Origin of the sequence: Microvirga terrae, from assembly GCF_013307435.2 — a bacterium.
Taxonomy (GTDB): domain Bacteria; phylum Pseudomonadota; class Alphaproteobacteria; order Rhizobiales; family Beijerinckiaceae; genus Microvirga; species Microvirga terrae.
Genome location: NZ_CP102846.1, coordinates 203,789 through 223,446, shown reverse-complemented (window position 1 = coordinate 223,446; position 19,658 = coordinate 203,789). Strand labels below are relative to the sequence as shown.

At 59.7% G+C, this 19,658-nt stretch carries 17 protein-coding genes; 10 read left to right on the top strand and 7 right to left on the bottom strand.

What is annotated here, in order from left to right; genetic code table 11:
* Together HPT29_RS25825 and HPT29_RS25820 are read left to right on the top strand one after the other, a co-directional pair.
* The gene (locus HPT29_RS25825; protein ID WP_259061072.1) at nt 1-654 is read left to right on the top strand and encodes an HD domain-containing protein; all 654 of its coding nucleotides are present in this window, start codon (nt 1-3) and stop codon (nt 652-654) included.
* A 391-nt stretch (nt 655-1,045) separates the two neighbouring features.
* A protein-coding gene (locus HPT29_RS25820) for an IS5 family transposase (RefSeq protein WP_259061042.1) occupies nt 1,046-1,815 on the top strand; the annotation gives its coding sequence in 2 pieces (ribosomal slippage) (nt 1,046-1,367 and nt 1,367-1,815; 771 coding nt in all).
* A gap of 915 nt (nt 1,816-2,730) precedes the next feature.
* Here the strand turns inward: HPT29_RS25820 and HPT29_RS25815 are convergent.
* From HPT29_RS25815 to HPT29_RS25790, 6 genes are all read right to left on the bottom strand, one after another.
* A complete protein-coding gene (locus HPT29_RS25815) occupies nt 2,731-4,077 on the bottom strand; it encodes an FAD-binding oxidoreductase (RefSeq protein WP_210271898.1) in 1,347 nt (448 codons plus the stop codon).
* Nucleotides 4,078-5,125: 1,048 nt separating this feature from the next.
* Entirely contained in the window at nt 5,126-6,109 is a 984-nt protein-coding gene (locus HPT29_RS25810) for an NADP-dependent oxidoreductase (protein ID WP_173945302.1), read from the bottom strand.
* A 168-nt stretch (nt 6,110-6,277) separates the two neighbouring features.
* Nucleotides 6,278-7,885: an MDR family MFS transporter gene (locus HPT29_RS25805; protein WP_173945303.1), complete on the bottom strand. Its 1,608-nt coding sequence runs from the start codon at nt 7,883-7,885 to the stop codon at nt 6,278-6,280.
* 93 nt (nt 7,886-7,978) lie between these two features.
* Entirely contained in the window at nt 7,979-9,118 is a 1,140-nt protein-coding gene (locus HPT29_RS25800) for an HlyD family secretion protein (RefSeq protein WP_173945304.1), read from the bottom strand.
* Nucleotides 9,119-9,392: 274 nt separating this feature from the next.
* Entirely contained in the window at nt 9,393-10,112 is a 720-nt protein-coding gene (locus tag HPT29_RS25795; RefSeq protein ID WP_173945305.1) for an SDR family oxidoreductase, read from the bottom strand.
* Between the two features lie 354 nt (nt 10,113-10,466).
* Nucleotides 10,467-11,753 (bottom strand): glycosyltransferase, encoded by a 1,287-nt coding sequence (locus tag HPT29_RS25790; RefSeq protein WP_173945306.1) that lies wholly within the window; start codon nt 11,751-11,753, stop codon nt 10,467-10,469.
* 252 nt (nt 11,754-12,005) lie between these two features.
* Between HPT29_RS25790 and HPT29_RS25785 the strand changes: the two genes are divergently transcribed.
* From HPT29_RS25785 to HPT29_RS25770, 4 genes are all read left to right on the top strand, one after another.
* Nucleotides 12,006-12,230 (top strand): hypothetical protein, encoded by a 225-nt coding sequence (locus HPT29_RS25785; protein ID WP_173945307.1) that lies wholly within the window; start codon nt 12,006-12,008, stop codon nt 12,228-12,230.
* Nucleotides 12,227-12,712, top strand: a complete 486-nt coding sequence (locus tag HPT29_RS25780; protein WP_173945308.1) for a YncE family protein — start codon at nt 12,227-12,229, stop codon at nt 12,710-12,712. Before HPT29_RS25785 ends, HPT29_RS25780 begins: the two co-directional genes overlap by 4 nt.
* A 526-nt stretch (nt 12,713-13,238) precedes the next feature.
* Nucleotides 13,239-13,850: a cupin domain-containing protein gene (locus HPT29_RS25775; protein WP_432807331.1), complete on the top strand. Its 612-nt coding sequence runs from the start codon at nt 13,239-13,241 to the stop codon at nt 13,848-13,850.
* Nucleotides 13,843-14,298: a carboxymuconolactone decarboxylase family protein gene (locus tag HPT29_RS25770; protein ID WP_173945310.1), complete on the top strand. Its 456-nt coding sequence runs from the start codon at nt 13,843-13,845 to the stop codon at nt 14,296-14,298. Before HPT29_RS25775 ends, HPT29_RS25770 begins: the two co-directional genes overlap by 8 nt.
* 195 nt (nt 14,299-14,493) lie before the next feature.
* On the opposite strand, the gene HPT29_RS28990 is transcribed toward HPT29_RS25770, so the two are convergent.
* A complete protein-coding gene (locus HPT29_RS28990) occupies nt 14,494-15,057 on the bottom strand; it encodes a transposase (RefSeq protein ID WP_173945311.1) in 564 nt (187 codons plus the stop codon).
* Between the two features lie 456 nt (nt 15,058-15,513).
* Between HPT29_RS28990 and HPT29_RS28985 the strand changes: the two genes are divergently transcribed.
* The 4 genes from HPT29_RS28985 to HPT29_RS25750 all read left to right on the top strand — a co-directional run bounded on the left by HPT29_RS28985 (nt 15,514) and on the right by HPT29_RS25750 (nt 19,478).
* The gene (locus tag HPT29_RS28985; protein ID WP_173945314.1) at nt 15,514-15,714 is read left to right on the top strand and encodes a helix-turn-helix domain-containing protein; all 201 of its coding nucleotides are present in this window, start codon (nt 15,514-15,516) and stop codon (nt 15,712-15,714) included.
* Nucleotides 15,674-16,198, top strand: coding sequence for a transposase (locus HPT29_RS28980; protein ID WP_173945312.1), 525 nt, complete (start codon nt 15,674-15,676; stop codon nt 16,196-16,198). Before HPT29_RS28985 ends, HPT29_RS28980 begins: the two co-directional genes overlap by 41 nt.
* 977 nt (nt 16,199-17,175) lie before the next feature.
* Nucleotides 17,176-18,792 (top strand): cytochrome c oxidase subunit I, encoded by a 1,617-nt coding sequence (ctaD, locus tag HPT29_RS25755; protein ID WP_259061031.1) that lies wholly within the window; start codon nt 17,176-17,178, stop codon nt 18,790-18,792.
* Nucleotides 18,793-19,082: 290 nt separating this feature from the next.
* Nucleotides 19,083-19,478, top strand: a complete 396-nt coding sequence (locus HPT29_RS25750) for a hypothetical protein (RefSeq protein WP_173945076.1) — start codon at nt 19,083-19,085, stop codon at nt 19,476-19,478.
* Nucleotides 19,479-19,658: the final 180 nt, after the last annotated feature.

Here is a 19,658-nt window from a genome sequence, read left to right as displayed (position 1 = left end):
ATGATAAACCTCCCTGATGAGGTCTCCGGCATAAGAGTTCCCGAAAGCAAGCTGGCGCGCGATGCAGCTCAGTTCATTGGCGGGGCAGAGGGCGATCTTCTGTTTCAGCACTCCACGCGCGTCTTTTACTGGGCTGCCTTGGCAGGAAAGCGCAAAGGCTTTGTTTTTGACCCAGAACTTCTCTACGTCGCGGCGATGTTCCATGATTTCGGATTGACCGCAGATTTTGGGAAAAGCCACTTGCGCTATGAGGTGGATGGCGCGAACGCCGCACGTGATTTTTTGCGAAGCCACAGCGTATCGGAAGCTGATAGCGAGAGCGTTTGGCTCGCGGTTGCGTTGCACACGACAAATGGAATACCCGCGAGTTTGTCACCCATTGCCGCGCTTCTTGCCGAAGGTGCCAACATGGACCTTGTGGGTACCGGTTATGACGACTTCTCCGTAGCGCAACGGAACGCCGTTGAGGTCGCTCATCCGCATCCACCGCAGTTCGCAGAGGATTTCATGCAAACTCTTTATACGAGCCTCAAGCATCGCCCCGAGACGACCCAGGGCACCGGCCTCGCAGATGTTATGGCCTACAAGGATCCGAACTTCCGCCGTAGGGACTTCAGCAATCTGATGCGTAATTCACCCTGGTCAATCAGATGACTGGCGCACCAGTGCGAAAGTGAAACGACTGACTCGGTTCGGTTGAGCCGAACCAGACATTGGGCTGGGAGAAGACACTTCAGTCAACCAAACAGGACACTTCACCTGCTTGAGAGCTTCCTTCCGCCGGAGACATCCGCTACAGCATTCGGTCCAGCCAAGGTGGCGTCGTAGCGGCAGAGCGTCCTTGATTGCGGCGGCCTTCGTGTCCTCGGCCCAGTGATTCTCAAGTCAGCTCGCAGGCAGCTCGGCGTAGCTTAGCGGGCAGTTCAGCCCGGCAAATGCTAAATTCAATCGTTGGTTTACTTCGAAAAGGCGACTACAACGGCCTGTTATGACTTGAACCCTTTGCACCTGGAGGCGTTTTGCTCGTCCTGTTTAAGGAGGAGCCATGCTGACGGACACGCAATGGGCCATGCTGGAGCCTTTGGTGGAACAGTGCCGTCCGAAGGGCAAGACGCCGCCGCAGGATCTGCGTCGCACGATGGAGGCGATCCTCTGGCGGCATCAGAATGGCGCCAAGTGGCGCGCTGTGCCCTCGGAATTAGGGCCCTGGTGGCGCGCCGCTCAGACCTTCATCCGCTGGGCTCGTCTGGGCGTCTGGGAACGCCTGCTCAACCTGGTGCAGGAGCGCGGCGTCCAGCTTGGAATGACGTTCCTGGACGGCACCAGCGTGCGCGCGCATCAGAAGGCGGCCGGGGCTCGTCGAAAAGGGGCTCTCAAGCTCAACGAGACGATCGTGAAGCACTTGGTCGCTCTCGTGGCGGCTATGGCACCAAGGCTTGCGTGATCGCCGACGGTCTCGGACGCGCTATCGCGTTTCGCCTTGCACCGGGTCAGGCGCACGAGCTGCCTGACGCCATTCCGCTGCTCGACACTCTGCCGGGTGTGCCCAGCTGGGTCGTAGCGGATCGCGGCTACTCCAGTCACAGCTTCCGCGAGCACATCTGGAGCCTCGGTGCGAGGCCGGCGATCCCGGCCAAGTCCAATGAGGCGCCGGTGGCCTGTCCGGACTGGATTTACAACAATCGCAATGTCGTCGAGCGGCTCTGGGCCAGGCTCAAAGAGTGGCGGGCGGTTGCAACGCGCTACGAGAAGACTGCCTCATCCTTCATGGGCGTGCTCTGCCTCGCCGCAGCAATCGACTGGCTCAAGAACTAACAGGCCGAAGAGTGATCAAAGTTCTTCATTGGAATCGTCTCGACGCGGGTAGTCGCTCCTCCAACTTGAGAGCTCCTGCGGGAACGGTCAGTCTTCATACAGTATCCCCTTCGGCGATTGGACGGCGGGCGGCCGTGTATGCCATCCTCCGGCGATTCTGGGCGTTCAGTAATGAGATTGGCCATTAGTACTGGGAACCAATGCCGGCTAGCAGGTTGCAGGATCGGCGGCTTTTGGCGACAACCGTGATGACCTCTTCGAGACTCTCGGATTGAGCGCCGTCTCCGATGCGCACGAAATCAAATCTCAAAGGGTCGCAGGGCGAATTTGTTGAAATTGTCCTGTAAACGCCACTTTTGCTAGTCTGGCCTGGACAGTTGCGGTGCGACAACGCTGCTCGTCCCTCAGATCGAGCCAACGAAACGCCGAATCCTTCCATATTGGGTTGCCCCTTCGAGTGGGCTGCGACATAGAACGGGTTTCTCCGGCTGCTAGGCGTGTTAATCCTCAAAGTACCTTGCGTTCCGACGTCCGCGCCCGAACGTGCCTCGGGCTGCCTTGGAAACGCTTTGATCGGTATCCCTACCCGGAACATAAATGGCTGCACGAGTGATGAGGACTGAGATGTACCTCGCACAAAACAACCCATGGCATCACTCTGATCTGCGTCTCGTCAGCGTGCGGATGCCTGAAAGATCGAAATGTCTATCCTTGAACATCTGTTCTTCCACTACCCAGACGTTCAACCCGCCCCACAACCGAAAGCGGTGGCGGATGCGTGGAGATGCCTGGCCCTGTGATCCGGTTGCAACGGATTGGCTGCGACACCGACATCACTGGCACTTCGTGAGCCGGAGCGCCGGACATGAGCGACGATTGATCACGTCCGGACCCGAGCAGTTTGCCAATGCCTAATCACGCAGCCGGCGCCACGTTATGGTTGAGCCGGAACATATTAGTCGGATCGTAGGTCTTCTTGATAGAGGCTAACCGCTCATACCGCTCTGGGCCGTAAATCGCCGCTGCGTCGGCCGCCTCATCCGGTGCGAGGTTGTTCACGTAGCGCCGGTCGCCCTGCCACGGCTTCATGCCGTCAAGCAGTTCCGCGACCAAACTCTTGAGGTGTTGCTCCTGCGACAGCGGTCCAACCGCGACGCCCAGCAAGCTGTACGGCAGACCCCTGGTTGATACGGCGTTTGGCACCGCTGGCTCCCGGTCCCACGCCCCGCCTAGGGCACGAAGCTCCGCGATCACTAGCTCGGTTGACGCGTCTGGACCAACAAGTTCGATCAGCTTGTCCTGCGCCTGCGCGGGGAACTCTCGAAGCATTATGCCGCGTTCGTAATAGGGAACCGGGTCCGTGGGCTCGTTGTGAATCGACGCAACCTCAATGTACGGCATGTCCCGCACCGTATCCAGGACTGCCGGAGCTACCACACGCAACGGCTCTATCATCCGCTCGCCGTCTGCGGTCGTGCCGTTGTAGGCAATCCGCACCGACACCAGAAACTTCCCGCGTAGAGCCTCAGGTACTTCGGGCACCGGTGGCATCCGCATCACGGCGAACGATGTGACCATGGTCTCCGGGGTGCTCGGGTGCCAAGCGGTCCATGCTCGCAGCACATCGGCCGTTCGCTCGCCGGGGAAGTAGATCGCGCCGCCGTAAAGGCGGGGCACCGGGAACAGGTCGAATTCCAGGGCGGTAACCGCTGCGAAGTTGCCCTTGCCACCACGCAGCGCCCAGAACAGATCGGGTTCGGATTCCGCATCAACGTGCCGCAGGTCGCCGTCTGCGGTGACCACCTCGAGCGAACGCACGTGGTCGGCGGCGTAACCTTGGGAGCGCCCAAGGGTTGGGCTGAGACCGCCGCCTAGCGTATATCCCGAGACCCCCACGGTGGGGTTTGACCCGTTCAGCGGGGCCAGCCCGGCCTTGGCCGCCTCCGCGATTACATCCGACCACAGCACCCCGGCGCTGACCCGGGCCCTACGGCCTATCGGGTCAATTGTTATGTCATTCATTCTATGGGTTGCGATCACGACAGCGCCGTGCGCTTGGCCGACTATTTGGTGGCCGGTCGTCTTCACCAGGACCGGCCGGTGCTGCCCCGCCGCGAAAGTGACGGCGGCCTGGACGTCGGCGGCGCTCTCCGGTACCACGATCATCGCGGGCTCCAACCGGTGGTTGAGGTTGAAGACGGCGCGTTCGTCGTCGTATTCCGGATCGCCCGGCAGTAGAACCGAACCCGCGACCGTGGTCATGAGTGACGCGGCATCCTGTGGTAATACCGGGGGCAGGGAGAAATCGTTAAAATGCATGACATACATCCAATGGCTAGGACCATACCGGAAGAGAAAGCGCCTCCGCAGGGCCTGAAATTCCTCACTCTTCATGCGGCGGAGGAACGATGTTGCTGGGGGTGATCTCGTCCTCCTTCTGCTCAACTCGATATGACTGACAGCAGCCAACCGTGCGGTTCGCCCGCTGAAACTCACGTGCCTGTCCTTACCAATTGGATCGCGGCGCCTCGACCCTCGCGCTCCGAGTGGGTGGTGCGGAGATCCAACGACTGCACCACAGGCGTTCCAGAAGCCTTCCATCAAGCAGAGTTTCGACTTCGTGTTCGTGTCGACCAAGAGTGCCGGCAGTGGGTTCATGACTCGTTTGCCAAGCTAGTATTCAGGCACGCCTGACCGCATTTTGCTGTAGAGCCCTGCGAACAACAACACACACGATTCTGTGGATCAGGACAGGCGTACATCATTTTCTGACAAAACCAGTCTGAGCATTGACGGCAGCAGAGATGCAATACTGATGACGGCCATCGGAACAGTGATCGCCCATGACCTCCTGGGTTCCAACTAATGGAAGTTCTCCAAGTCGAGGAGGCTAGGGTCTGTCGAAAGCGTGATAGTGGACTGGGAAGCTATGACATTGCGCGCGCAAGAGATCGCTCCTGTGCCTACAACTTTTCTCCGATGGCCGCATGAAGAAAGACGATGCCACAACATCTACCCGAGAGTGTGGTGAAATGCACAGGGCCGCTCCTGCCGAAGCGGCCTCTACACGAAGTTTGCGCAATAGGTACTCTGCGGACATGCGCGCAGAAGACCTCTCATTCATCATGGCAGAGTGAAGGGCAACGTCAAACTCCAAGCTGCCATCAATCACTCCGCCGTCTGCACTGCCCAGAGGGCAAGGTCCTTCGCGCTGTCTAGCGGACCTATGCGATCCTGGTCATTGCAGGTCTCCGAGTAGAGAGGATCGTTCGCCACAGCTACGCTCCGCCAAGCCCGGTGTCCGGCTGAGTCACGTGTCTACTCGCAGAACGATCTTGCCACGTGGGTGAGGTCTTGTCCCCTCCAGCATCTCGTGAGCCGTGCGCGCAGCGGCAAGCGGCAGAACAGTGCCGACGCTCGGCGCAAGTTCGTTGGCATCAATAGCAGCGGCGATACGTTCCAGCCGCTCGGTATTGACCTCGACCAAGAAGAACAGTGCCCGCACGCCCTGCTTGCTAGCCAGTTCTTGATCAGGAGGCGAGACAGTTGAGACGAGCACTCCGCCGGGCTTCAAGGTGGAGAAGGATCGCTGTTGCGTCTCGCCTCCAACGAGATCAATGACAGCATCAAGATCTCGCGCTATCCCCTCGAAACGCTCCATACGGAAATCAATGACTTGGTTGGCTCCGAGGCTGCGGACGTAATCAACGTCCACGCCGGTAGCCGTTGCAATCACATTGAGCTTGGCGTGGCGAGCGAATTGAATCGCATAGCTGCCGACATTACCGGCAGCGCCGTGCACCAGCACGCTCTGGCCGGGCTGGAGTTGACCATGGTCGAACAGCGCCTGCCAGGCCGTAACTGCGACGACCGGCACTGACGCGGCGTCGACGTCTGCGATGCGGGCCGGCTTTTTGGCGATCATACTGGCGGCCGCGGTCGCATATTCAGCATAGGCGCCCACGAAACGTGGATTGGTGACACCGAAGACGGACTCCCCCCGCCTGAACTGCGTGACGCTGGGGCCGACGGCCTCGACAATCCCGGAAAAGTCCGAGCCGAGGGTCAATGGCAGTGGCTGAGGCATGGCGCTCTTACCGGCGCGGATCCAGGCATCCCAGGGGCCTACGCCGGCGGCCTTTACCTGCACCAGCACTTCGCCTTCCATGGCTGTCGGGCGCTCAATGTCTTCCAGGGTGATAACGTCGGGGGAACCAAACGCGTGGATGCGCACTGCCTTGGATAGGGCTGGCCCAGGCACGCCAGCGGGCTCGGTCTTCACGGAGGGCGTCATGGTGGGGATCCTCTCTTGATGTGGTCAGCTCGATAGCCTGCTCTCGAAGTTCGTGACGGCTTATGCCATGTTAACGGACTAATGAAGCCTGGGAGGAGGGCGCAGGTAACGGAGTTTCGCAAAGCGCATGCACATGATGGTGATCTCCTATTGTCGATCGGCCCGGGATCAGTGGCCGACGCCGCCTTCGAGGTGATCAGCTTTCTTCAGGAACAGCGTCGCCACGAGGGCCAAGACAAGCGCGGAGCCGAGCAGGAAGAAGGTATCACTGAATGCCATGACGTTGGCCTGCTGGCGGACCCGGAGCCCGATGGCCACCACAGCCTTGTGAGCAGCGACGGCTGGGTCGGAAACGCCATGGGCGAGGAAGTAGGCGGTCAAATTAGCGATGCGCTCGCGGGTCGCTTCTGCAAGCAGTGACACCGAGTTGATCAGGATGTTCGAGTGGAACTGCTCGCGCTTGGTCAGGAAGGTCTGGAGCACCGCGATACCAACAGCGCCACCGAGATTGCGCATCATGTTGAACAGCGCGGAGGCCGAACCGGCATTCTCCTTCTCGATCCCTGCGGTGGCCGTCGCGGAGAGCGGCGTGAACACCAGCGCCTGGCCAACGGCGCGCACGATGTTCGGCCAGAACAGTTGGTCGCTGGCGTAGTCCTTGGTCATGTGAATGTTCATGAAGTTGCTCAGCGCGAACAGCCCAAAGCCAAAGGCAATAACATAGCGCACGTCAAAGCGCTTCATGAGGCGCGGCACCAGCGGGATCAGCAGAAGCTGCGGCAGCCCTGTCCAGGCCAGCACCATGCCGATCTGCTCGGCATTGTACCCCTGAACCCGCGCCAGATAGATTGGCAGGATGAAGACCGAACCATAGAGCGCAAACCCAAGCAGGATATTCGCCAGAATGCCGAAGCCGAAGTTGCGGCGGAGCAGAAGACGCAGGTTCAACAACGGATGCTTAACTGCAAGTTCAATGGTAACGAACAGGCTCAGCGACACGGCGGCGATTACCGACAGCCGCACGATGAAAGGTGAGCCGAACCAATCGTCCTTGTTCCCCTCCTCAAGAACGGTCTGGAGGGCGGCAAGGCCAATCGCCATTGTAGCAATGCCGAACCAGTCACCCCTGGCGAGCAGCGAAAAGTTGAGCGGCGCGCGTTCCAGTGATCCCCATAGCATAGCAACCATCAGCGCCCCGGGAACCAGATTGACGTAGAAGATGTACTCCCAGCCCCAGTTCTCGGTGAGGTAGCCGCCGATCGTTGGACCGATGGCTGGCGCGAAGGTCGCCGAGAGCGCGAACAGTGCCAATCCGACTGGCTGCTTCGTCTGGGGCAGCAAGGTAATGATGATGGTGAACGCCATCGGGATCAGTACACCACCGGTAAAGCCCTGTAGGGCGCGCAGGGCGATCATCTGCTGGAGGTCCGCCGCGAAGGCGCAGGCGATCGAGAAAGCCAGGAACAGGACTGCATTGACCAGCAGATAGAGGCGGATGGAGAACACCTGCGCCAACCAGCCCGTCAGCGGGATCACTACGATCTCAGCGATCAGATAGGAGGTGGAAATCCAACCCCCATCATCGATTCCGGCGCCGATGGCACCCTGGATGTCGGCCAGGGAGGCATTGACAATCTGGATGTTCAGCACCGCCATGAAGGCGCCAAGGGTCGAGCCTCCGACCGCCATCCAGACCTTCAGCGGGATCGCGGCCGCACCTGTGCCGGAGACCGGCGTCGGATCGGCAGGTGAAGCGGTGGATAAGTGTGCGGCCATGCATGGCTCCATAGGCTTTGATGGAAGAAGCATGCGCCGCCGGGGTACGCACGATCGTCCGGGATCGTCAGGACGGACTGTCCGCTCTCAGGCTCAGAGCGAGCCGGTCCTGCGGCGGGTGTCGATAGTCGGCTCGACCGACATGCCGGCGTGCAACCGACCGGAAACATCCTCGTCGAAGGCGATCCTCACCGGGATGCGCTGGACAATCTTGGTGAAGTTGCCGGTGGCGTTATCCGGGGGCAACAGCGCGAACTCGAGCCCGCTGGCTGGCGACAGGCTTTCGACATGGCCCCTGAATGTGGCGCCCGGCAGGCCATCGACCTCGATTTCCACAGGCTGGCCTGGTCTCACGTCGGCAAGCTGGGTCTCCTTGAAGTTGGCAACCACATAGGCCGCATGCAGGGGCACCACAGCCATCAACTGAGTGCCCACGGTGACATACTGGCCAAGGCGCACCGAACGGGCGCCGACCGTGCCGTTCACGGGTGCGACAATGGCGGTGTAGGACAGATTGAGTTCGGCCTGCCGGGCGGCCGCGGTGCTGTGGCGGAGATTGGCCTCGGCTTGTGCGCGGCTGGTGTTCAGAACGTCGACCTTCGCCCTGGCCACGGCGAGTGCGGCCTCGTCGCGCTGCAACGCAGCCCTGGTCTGGTCCTGGACGGACTGGGTCTGCTGCGCCCGCTGAAGCGTGCCTGCCCCTGTCCTGCTCAGGTCGCGGAAGCGCGCCGCATCAGCTTCGGCGAAGCGGAGCGAGGCCTGCGTTGCGGCGACGTTCGCCTCGGCCTGCGCAATTTCTGAGCGCTGAAGAGCGATCTGCGCGTCGATGTTGCGGATCGCCGCCTCGCTCGCCGCGACGTCGGCACGGGCCTGGTCGAGCGCAGCCCGGAGGTCGCGATCATCGATGCGGGCGAGCGTCTGGCCAGCCTTCACCGACTGATTGTCGGCGACGGACACCTCGGCAATGTAGCCGGGCACCTTTGGGGCGATGATGGTGGAATCCGCCTCCACAAAGGCATCATCGGTCGAGACCTCGTACCGGCCAATCGTCCAGTAATGGTGGCCATAGAAGCCGCCCGCCACCGCGGTGGTAAGCAGTACCAGCGCTACTCCACCGCGCTTGACCCAGCGGCCCGGCTTGGCTTTAATAGGCTCAGGAGGAACTGCGTCACTCTCCGCAATGGGGGAGCCAGAGGTCCTCTCGAAGCTCTTGGGGTTTGGCATCTCTGTCATGTTGTCCTCCAGCGGGGCATCGGACGGCATGGGGCGCCTGAAGGCAAAAGAGAGTGCGGGGGCGATATGATAATCGAGTAAGCGCGGGAAAGAATATCAAGCCAATGCGGTTAGTCGGGCATGGATCGCCCTACCAGTCTCACCGTCCTTGGCCGCGTAGCCGGACTAGGATGCCGCATCTTGTCGCGGAGACGTTCAGTGTATCCTAACGGTAGCCTCCGTGTCGTCACGGCGAACCCGAAATCGCAATTCGTCGTCTCCTTACTGTTGCGACTCAGATCGCCACCCTTCCGATCGAACCACCGCCGTCAACGAACAAAGTCTGCCCAGTGATGTAGCCCGCCTCGTCCGAGAGCAGGAAAGCAACGGCCGCGGCAATTTCCTTCGGCCTGCCAAGACGACGCATTGGGATCAGGGAAAGAAACCTCTGCTCTGCCTCGCTGCCGACAGGCGTGTTCTGACGGAATAACTCCGTTTCTATTGGACCAGGTGCCACCGCGTTGACGGTGATACCGGTCTCGGCCAGTTCCAGTGCCCAAGTGCGCGTGAAGCTGCTGAGCGCCGCCTTGGCAGCTGCGTAGGCACTGCGCTGCGCGATGCCCACAACGGTCAGACTGGAAATGTTGACAATGCGTCCCCAGCCCTTGGTTCGCAAAGCCGGCAGGAGTGCCTGTACCGTCTGGATCGCCGGATGAAGATTGAAGCGCATGATGTCGTCCACATCTTTGAGATCGATCTCTCCGACCCGATGCAGCCGCACGAGACCAGCGTTGTTGACGACGCCATCAAAGGAATGACGCTTAGCGAGATCGGCGAAAGCTTCCGCTGAGGCTTTGCTGTCATCAAGGTCGATCGAAACAAGTGTGCCGGGAAAGCTAGGATCTTGGCCGCGGGCAATGCCGACCACGTGATGACCCGCATCGGCGAGCTGCGTTGAGAGCGCACGGCCGATGCCTTTGCTGGCTCCGGTGACAAGAAATGTCCGTTGTGTCACGTTGTCTGTCCTTCACTTACAAGCGGGGAAGCGCCACCTGCTTTGCCGCCGTCATGTCAAATTGAGCCATCAAAGCCTTCCCTTAAGTAATGCTCGATCTGTGGTCTACACGCTCGCATTCCTCAACGGTCGGCACCAACTTGTGCATCTTCCGGACAAGATAGTGACGAGCCATGTCGACTACATCCTGTGAGATCTGACAGCCCCGAACGTCCGGTTTGACTTAGCAAAGGGTAGAGGCAAGGGATGAAGAACGCCCATCATCGGCGCTACACTTGGCACGGCGATTCAGCTGAGGCAATCGGTCATGCCATCAGACCTTATGTCCAATCCCTGGTTCAATCGACGGTGACGTCAGCGAGCGGCGGCATTCGCAATGATCCGGATGATCTCAGATCGCGTATCTATCCCGGCGAACTCCTTCGCCAGGAGTGACACGCGCGCGCGGTAACTCGGTTTGTCGAGCACTGTCCGTACGGCATTACGCAGCATCCTCGGGGAGGGAGTGTTTGTTGCAAGGTCGATACCGACACCAAACCATGCGACGCGCGCGTTCACGGCGGCTTTGTCTTCGGTCAGACCCGCGGTGACGAGGGGAACTCCGAAGCTCATGGCCTGGTTGACGCTGCCGTAACCACCATTGGTGACAAATACATCGGTCTTCGGCAAGATCCATTCGAATGGCAGATAGCTCGCGAGGCGCGCGTTGTCGGGGATCGGGCCAGGTATTGCGTCGATTGGTCGGCCACCTGCTGTGGCTACCACGATCAGGTCTCGCTCGTCGGCGAGTGCTTCCAGTGTTGGTGCGAGCAGAAGTTTGAAATCGTGATTGGCTACGGTGCCCTGCGTCACCAAGACAACCCTGCGCGAACCATCCAGTTCATCAGCCCAAGATGGACGGGGCGCTTGATTTGGAATGATGGGCAAGGCGCCGACGAAGTGCACCGTCGGTGGCAGGGTTCGGGGGAACTCGAAACCCGGAACAGAAAGCTGTATATCGACGTCTGCAAGCTCAACCACGGACTGCAGGAGAGGTGTGTGCACGGGACCAGTGCCTAAACCGGCGAGCACTTGGTTCAATCGAAGAGACAATGGCTGATCGACAACGCGGTCATACTCCTGCGCGATTGCGGCATATTCCTCGCGCTGGGTCTCGGTGAATGCAGGCGGAAGGCCGGAAAAAACCGGCGCTCCGTCTTCACGGCGCCAGTGCAAAACCGATGTCCCACAGACAACAATGGAGGGCCGGTCTGAACGCGGCCCAAGAAGCATGGGCAGCACACCAAAAAACATGTCGTCGACAACGATGACATCTGCTGGAAAGTCTCTTAGGATTTCCTGGACGCCGTCGTGTTGAGCGTGGATACTGTCGACAAACACACGCTCTAGCGAAATGCGCAGCCATTCCGGCCCCGGTGGTGTGTTTTTAAGCTCCGGAGCCACTGCGTGAATGTTCCCCGGATCGAAATCTACTTGCGCGGGAAGAGGATGGAACTCAGCACCAACAGCTTCAATTCGCTGACGGAATGCGGTGCCCGACAAAACAGCAGTCTCATGACCTGCGGAGATCAGAATTCGTCCGATGGCAAGCAGCGGATTGAAAAGGCCGGATGCTGGGGTGGAAGCAATGAGAATTTTCATGCGATCCTCAAGTTCTATTTTCTATGAACAGCCGGGGCACTCCAGCGACCACATCATGCCTTCGGGTTGTCTTCCGCGATGAAGGCTTCCCGGGTCGTGTTCGTCTCGACAAGAATTACGGTTTATTGGTCAGACCGATGCATACTTGACATAGCGCTCTGATCCGAACAACGAACACGACGCTGCGGATCAGGACAGCCATAAGTCGTATTGTGACAAAATGGGTCGGAGACCCCATGGCAGCAGAGGACGGTGGCATGGAGTGTGCCCGAGGCGATGAAAACGACCGTTTTCACTGATATCCAGCCGACCGGTTCGGGCAAGGCCGCGAGCACCGACGCCTTGGTGCTCGCCGCCGGCCATCCGCGCCTGTTGTTCATGCGCTTCTGGGCCGGCGGCGGCACGATGGTGGCTCAGGAGCTGCGGGCCGCCTTGGATCAGGTGAAGACCATCAAGCAACGAGAGCGACTTCAATGAAAGAGCTTGCTCTGCCTATTGCTGGCCTCTTAGCCTGGGCCATGTTACCGGCGATTTCCGTGTCGCCCCGGCGTACGGACGAAGCCATGCCTCTCCAGCTTGAGGTGAAGATTACGGTTGGCAATGTCAAAGGCAGGATCGACCATAGGACGGTTGATGTTCCGAGCCAGCGCCACTTCGTGGCTGAGCTTGGCAACAATAGCGTTGGAGTTGTTGATCTGAGCGTAGCGAATGTGTCGGGTCGGCTTCAGGGCACCAAGGATCCGCAAGGCGTTGGTTATGCCCTATCGACTGGTACTCTCTACGTCGCCAACGCGGGTGATGGATCAGTGCGGCTGTTCCGGCGAAGCCTAGCGAAAACAGGCCGGCGCGAACTCAGGGATGATGCTGACAACATCCTCATCGACAGCTGGCAGCAGGGCGATCATCGGCTATGGCAAAGGAGCCTTGGCGATAATCGACGTGGCGCCGCGTCTACGTGAGCTGTGGCGGGGGCTATGTGGAGAACTTCGAACGGAATGAGGGCAGCTTCCGCGAGATTGCCCATCTTCCCACCGGATCCAGGGCCCGCAGGTCGCTGTTCGCTCCCGAAATGGACTCCCTGCGCCTGACAATGCGAGCGCCCGATTAGGTGGGTGCCGCAATATATCAACATTGCTCTGAATTGAAAATTTTGAATGTAGACACCCACGCAGTTGCTGGGGCTGGTTTCAGGCGCTCACCTAAGGATCTTCACGAAGGCGCTGTAACATATGGCTGTGTCGGCGCTCGTGAGGAGGTGCCCGATGGGTGACAACGTGTGGCGGCCAACACATTTGACATCCGAGCAGATAGAGGAGCGGCATCTCGCGGGCCCGACGCTGTTGCGCCAGGGGCGCACTCCACAACCTGGCCGGATCTGGCGTTCCAATGGCCTAATCTGACGGACAAGTAGCGTTGTCTCACCGCAGCGGCCACTGGCAAACTAACGGAAAGCGGCGTTCATGAGCCCCTCTCAGCGACTTCGCCATGGTATCCTTCATGCATCTGATTTCCTGCGCCCGGCAGACAGCGCCTACCCCTAGAGGCTCAAAGAAGTATCGCTGTCACTATGGCTACAGCCACCCGGTCAACTCCGCCAGAAGCCCTCGTGCCCGTAACCCGCTGACCGGCATTGTCGCCCGATGGCGCTGGACGAGCCTCCGGTCGGCTGTCCCGGCTATGTGGGTCGCTCTTGCCTCTACCATCGCAAGCCCCACCTGGGCGCACGATGGTCAGTCAGTGACAGTCGTGCCCAAATTCGATCAGGTCCTTCCAAACATACTAGGCAAGTCGCTCCGCGTTGTAGAAGTCGCCTATACACCCGGCGCCGCCTTCCCGCCGCATACGCACGCGAGGTCGGCCTCTATCTACGCATACGTGCTTTCGGGTGACATCGATTCGAAAGAAAATGACAGCGAAACCCGTATCTTCAAGGAGGGAGAAAGCTGGTACGAACTCCCTGGCGCGGTTCACTCGATCAGCCGCAACGCGAGCAAGACTAAGCCAGCGAAGTTGCTCGCGGTCTTCGTCGCTGACTCTGGCAAAACAAAGCTTACCATCCCCGCTCAATGGGATACGAGGAACTCGAATAATGAGTAACAGGCTCGATTACAATCAAATTTCTCCTAACGGAGCCAAGGCTCTCGGTGGCGTCTATGGCTATGTCCTGCAGAGTGGCCTTCCCGGCGAGCTGGTAGATCTTGTTTATCTGCGGGTATCGCAAATCAATAACTGTGCCTTTTGCCTCGACATGCACACCCGCGCGCTCCTCAAAAGAGGAGTGAAGATGGAGAAGCTCGCGCTGTTGCAGGCGTGGGAGGAGGGTGGGAGCCTCTTCAGCACGCCTGAACGGGCCGCACTTGCATGGGCCGAGAGTGTGACGCGCGTTGCTGAGACCGGCGTCCCGGAGAGCGCCTACAAAGCTGCCCGCGGGGTTTTCGATGAGAAACAGCTTGTCGACCTTACGATCGCAATCAGTCTGATGAACAGCTATAATCGCATGGCGATCAGCTTTCGGAACACGCCGCAGGCCGTTCTCGAAGACTGAGCCAGCTGCGCTCGAGATCAATCTTACCGAAATTGTGAGATTAGCCATGTGGCCTTCTCCACGCTGGAAGGCGCCGTCATCCGCCTCATCGCGTAGAACCGGTTGTGCCACATGCTCCCAAACGCCACCGACACGATTTCTTCAGAACGACAACATTAGTATTCTCTAGGAGTGGAGCACTAGAACATTCTGTTATCAGACGGGCTCATAGCTTGAGTTCCTGATGGGATCGGTGCACTTGCCTGGAGTGACTGCTTCGATCGCATCACTGATTGTTTTCCACAGGCTATCGCCGGTGCGAGCTGCGGCTTTGCGCAACAGGGCTTTCGGGAACAACTGCTCAATCGGATTAAGATCGGGCGAATACTGAGGCAAGTACATCAAGGTCGCCCCGCGGGCGCTAACCACCGCCCTGACGTCTGACACCATGTGTACGGAGAGATTGTCTCCCATGATGTATAGAAGGTCCGGGTCAAAAGTCACTCCCTGGCGATTGTCTCTCAAGTCAACCCAGTAACAGACGCGGGCGGAGTGCTGAAGCAGAAAGTCATCCTCAGTCTCAATAATGAGCTGAGTTGCGTCATGCGCCAATTTGCTGGCGGGAATTCTGACGCCATGAACTCTATTGATACTACTCGGGCCCGAGTGATCTGCTGGAGGCAGGAGCGTTTCGGCCTGCCTCTCTGGTTTCAGGATGGCCCCAGCCGCCGCGAAGGCGACGGCCATGCAAAACGCCGTCAGAGTAGCGCCAGCCTTCATAGTCCTTCTCTTGTTCCAAGCTGAATACGGTGTGAGGGAGGGTGCGCCAAAATTTCAGTATGTGATCCCCGTTCAGAGAATTGCTGACTCGAGTTTGCGATAGCGTGCCTGACATGATTCACTGAGACGCGGGGGCGCTGTTGATGGAGGTCAGCATGGCTGCACTCCGGGTCCGTCAGGACTACCCACCGTCTGACCTACGCCAGCGAGCCGCTCGCGAGCGGGATCCCAGAGCTATCCTGCGATTGCTGGCCATCGCCAAGCCAATGCGCTTGAGGGTATGACCCGAACTGAGACCGCCCGGCTGGCCGGTATGGAGCGTCAGGCCCTGCACCCGGACGGCCTGCGCGACCGGCCCCGCTCCGGTCGCCCGGAGCAACTCACTTCTGGCCAGCAGGCGTCGCTCAATGCCCACATCTTGCGTGGACCTGAGCCTGAGCGCGATGGGGTGAGTGCCTGGCTGACCTGCGCGAACATGTCGAACAAACCTATGGGGCCCGCTACAGCCAGTGGGGGCTCTCGTGCCTGCTCAAGCGGCTGAACCTGTCGCGTCAGAAGACCCGACCCTCGCACCCGAAGGGCAATCCGGCCGCGCAGGCGGCGTTCAAAAAAGGAGTTGCCTGCAAGGTTATCCACCATCGCGGCGGAGCATCCTGAGACGCGGCTCCAGCTCTGGTGCCAGGACGAGGCGCGCTTTGGTCAGAAGGGGCGAACCACCTGCGTCTGGTATGAGCGCGGCATGCGTCCGCCCGGTGTGGTCGATCAGTGCTTCGAGAGCTTGTATCTGTTTGCCGCCTGCCGGCCTGGAACGGGCGAGACCTTCGCGTTGGCCCTGCCGCGGGTGAGTGCCGACGCCATGACGATCTTTCTGGAGCACTTTGCTCACCAGTTTGAGCCCGGCGTGCACGCGGTGCTCGTGCGGGATCAGGCCGGTTGGCACGACGCGTGGGCGTTGCAGGTGCCGGACACCATCACCCTTTTGCCTTTGCCACCAGCCTTACCCCGGTTGAAAGGGTCTGGCTCTACCTACGCGAGCCCTATCTCTCGCACCGCGTGCTCGACAACTACGAAGCGGTGCTGGAGGCGGTCTGCCGCGCCTGGAACCGGCTCCTCGACGAGACAGGCCGCCTTACGACATTGACGGCCTACCCGTATCTCACCGCGTCAGCAAATCCCTGAGCGGGTATGAACACTAATTTGCGCTGAGTTGCTCCCAATTGTTTGTAAGCGGGAGGAAAGGAAGCGGCAAAGGATGTCCATGGGATGTCCGGTCAATCAGGTGACCCTGGTACTTTGGCATACATTGGTGAAGGAGCCCGCCCTGTGATTACTGCTAGTCGACCCTAGCTCAGCCCTGGGGTAGACCAGTGTCGGGCCAGCGGGCGAGGCAAGACCTCCAACGCCCCCCGACCGCATGACCCGTCCACCAGCGCACCGTAGCCTGCTCTCTTGTTTGATCTGGCTCTCTGCAATCTCTCTCATGCTGTTATGACCTCATTCCTCCAGCGGGCGAGACAGGCGGCCATCAAAGCCACCCGACTCCCCCGGGATGCTTCACCTGACTGGACGCACGCTGATCTGGAGGCTCGGCGCACCCCTCCGGCCGTCTACCTGATCGGGGTGGTGGTCGCCCTCACCGTCTGCGCAACCGTGCTTTCGTTGAGAGCGTCCTGACATGCATGGTGAGGGCCGAAATTGAAACACTCGCATGCCAGCGCGGATCAAAGGGTGCCCATTGACGTCATTGCAGTCCGATCCAACTCAGCGCGGGAGATGAAGGTGGAAAGCTACCGAGCCCTCCTGTCTGAGCTGTCATCCGGCCAGCCTCCCCTGGTCGAGGGCCCAATCGATCTGCCTGACGGGCTGAGGGAAGCCGTCGAGATCTGGACGGGAGCTGGAGGTGGAGTGCCGCACAGGGCATCTGGGGACGCTCCACCAGGATCGGGTATTCTCGAAAGACCAAACGGAGCTCCTGGTGCAAAGTGCCAGAGTGGTGCTCGCGTAGCATCGCTGGTCCTCCTTGAACTAAAGGCCGCCGTTGGCGGCCTCTTATTCCGGAGACGACGGGGAACGGGCGCAGATCCCGAACCGCCATCTCAGTGTGTCAGGAGCATGAGCATGGCTCAAGCGATTGATGTCCCTCAGGCAGATCGTCACGATATCCCAACCTTCTGGCGTCGGTGGTTCTACTCCACGAACCACAAGGACATCGGCACGCTTTACCTCATCTTCGGCTTCACGGCCGGCATCGTCGGCGGCCTTCTGTCCATCGGCATGCGCCTGGAGCTCCAGGAGCCGGGCCTCCAGTTCTTCTCCAACCCGCAGGCCTACAATGTCTTCGTGACGGCGCACGGCCTCATCATGGTGTTCTTCGTGGTGATGCCCACGCTCATCGGGGGCTTCGGCAACTGGTTCATCCCGATCATGATCGGCGCCCCCGACATGGCCTTTCCACGGATGAACAACATCTCCTTCTGGCTCCTTGTGGCTGCTTTCGCCCTGATGCTCTGCTCTCTCTTTGTCGAGGGCGCTCCGGGCGCGAACGGCTTCGGCGGTGGCTGGACGGCTTATCCGCCCCTATCTGTCATGGGCCATCCTGGCCCTGCCTTTGATTTTGCCATTTTCGCAATCCACCTTTCGGGTGCCTCCTCGATCCTGGGTGCGATCAACTTCATCACGACGATCCTCAACATGCGCGCTCCGGGCATGACGCTGCACAAGATGCCGCTGTTCGCCTGGTCCATGCTGGTGACCGCGTTCCTGCTGCTCCTGTCGCTGCCGGTTCTCGCGGGCGCGATCACGATGCTGCTCACCGACCGCAACTTCGGCACGACCTTCTTCGAGCCATCGGGCGGCGGCGATCCGGTGCTCTACCAGCACCTGTTCTGGTTCTTCGGTCACCCCGAAGTGTACATCATGATCCTGCCGGCCTTCGGCATCGTGTCCCACATCATCTCGACCTTCTCCAAGAAGCCGATCTTCGGCTATCTCGGCATGGCCTACGCCATGGTGGCGATCGGCGTCGTGGGCTTCGTCGTGTGGGCGCACCACATGTACACGGTCGGCCTCTCGCTCCAGACCCAGGCCTACTTCGTGTTCGCCACGATGGTGATCGCGGTTCCGACCGGCGTGAAGATCTTCTCGTGGATCGCCACCATGTGGGGCGGGTCCATCCGCTTCACGGCGGCCATGCAATGGGCCGTGGGCTTCGTGTTCCTGTTCACGGTCGGCGGCGTCACAGGCGTCGTGCTGGCGAATGCTCCCGTCGACCGCTACATGCACGACACCTACTACGTGGTGGCTCACTTCCACTACGTGCTGTCGCTCGGCGCCGTCTTCGTGATCTTCGCGGGCATCTACTACTGGTTCCCGAAGATCACCGGCTACGTCATGCCCGAATGGATCGGCCAGCTGCACTTCTGGGTCGCGTTCATCGGCGCCAACGTGCTGTTCTTCCCGATGCACTTCCTCGGGCTGTCCGGCATGCCGCGCCGCTACGCGGATTATCCGGACGCCTTCGCGGGCTGGAACATGGTCTCGTCGATCGGCTCCTACATCTTCTTCGCCGGGCTCTTCATCTTCATGTTCGGCGTGGTCTATGCCTTCATCCGCAAGGAGCGGGCTGCCGACAATCCGTGGGGCGAGGGTGCGACGACGCTGGAATGGACCCTGTCCTCACCGCCTCCGTACCACCAGTTCGAGACCCTGCCACGGGTCGTTGAAAGCGATCATTGAGCCGCAGGCGGATACCCCCGTACTTCCCTCAATTTGACCATGGGTAAGCAGGGATCTTGATTGTGCCTTACGCAATCGAAATTGTATAAGTCCGGAGGCCCACGGCGTTGCTCTCGCGATTCCTGCCCGCTAAACAGGTGGAATGTCCCACAACCGCAGCTCTATCAAACGTGCGAGTTGGCTGCAACTTAAGGCAGGAATGTGAATCGGTATCGAAGGAGGCTTCCCATCGAACATTGGTGCAAAATTGCTCGAACTGGGTAGCCAAGCGGCCATCTGAAGCACGCATTGTGCTGGCCAACTCGCGCCGATCTGACTTCTCGATCAGTTATGCCTTGGGCGTGGTTATTGCATGTACGTCGATCATGTCTCTTTCCATGGGTCTTCCTGCATATTCCGACGAATTTGACGCATTTGCCGTATACAGCGAAGCAAAACCTTTCAACGATCAATGGCAGGCCTGCGCTGCGTCCTACACAAGTCAAAGGCTCAGATCTCAATTGTCATCGGACGTCCTTGCAGGGAATGCTATACGCAGCTGCCGAGATCGTGAGATCAGTCTTTCCCGCTTCCTTGTTGAAAGGATTGGAAAGAAGTCAGCTGAAAATGTTGTCGGTGTGCTGCGGGAGCGCTATCATCGCGATCTCTCGGCGGCTATAGATAACCTTCGCATGCCTGATCATTGATCTTCACGCGACAGGTGTAACATAGTGCGGTGGCCGTCCTCGTGAGAAGGTACGCGATGGCGGGCATCGTGTGGCGACTGACGCTTTTGACGGCGGAGCAGATAAGGAGCATCGTCTGGTGGCTGCGACGCTGTTGCGCCAGGGACAGCTCTCTGAAGCCGACATTGCCAGGCATGTGGA

Bases quoted from the DNA above. Each gene is read 5' to 3' on its own strand.
- HPT29_RS25825 (WP_259061072.1), top strand. From the start codon at position 1: ATGATAAACCTCCCTGATGAGGTCTCCGGCATAAGAGTTCCCGAAAGC.
- HPT29_RS25815 (WP_210271898.1), bottom strand. From the start codon at position 4,077: ATGACCACGGTCGCGGGTTCGGTTCTACTGCCGGGCGATCCGGAATAC.
- HPT29_RS25810 (WP_173945302.1), bottom strand. From the start codon at position 6,109: ATGACGCCCTCCGTGAAGACCGAGCCCGCTGGCGTGCCTGGGCCAGCC.
- HPT29_RS25805 (WP_173945303.1), bottom strand. From the start codon at position 7,885: ATGGCCGCACACTTATCCACCGCTTCACCTGCCGATCCGACGCCGGTC.
- HPT29_RS25800 (WP_173945304.1), bottom strand. From the start codon at position 9,118: ATGACAGAGATGCCAAACCCCAAGAGCTTCGAGAGGACCTCTGGCTCC.
- HPT29_RS25790 (WP_173945306.1), bottom strand. From the start codon at position 11,753: ATGAAAATTCTCATTGCTTCCACCCCAGCATCCGGCCTTTTCAATCCG.
- HPT29_RS25780 (WP_173945308.1), top strand. From the start codon at position 12,227: ATGAAAGAGCTTGCTCTGCCTATTGCTGGCCTCTTAGCCTGGGCCATG.
- HPT29_RS25775 (WP_432807331.1), top strand. From the start codon at position 13,239: ATGGTATCCTTCATGCATCTGATTTCCTGCGCCCGGCAGACAGCGCCT.
- HPT29_RS25770 (WP_173945310.1), top strand. From the start codon at position 13,843: ATGAGTAACAGGCTCGATTACAATCAAATTTCTCCTAACGGAGCCAAG.
- HPT29_RS28990 (WP_173945311.1), bottom strand. From the start codon at position 15,057: ATGAAGGCTGGCGCTACTCTGACGGCGTTTTGCATGGCCGTCGCCTTC.
- ctaD (WP_259061031.1), top strand. From the start codon at position 17,176: ATGGCTCAAGCGATTGATGTCCCTCAGGCAGATCGTCACGATATCCCA.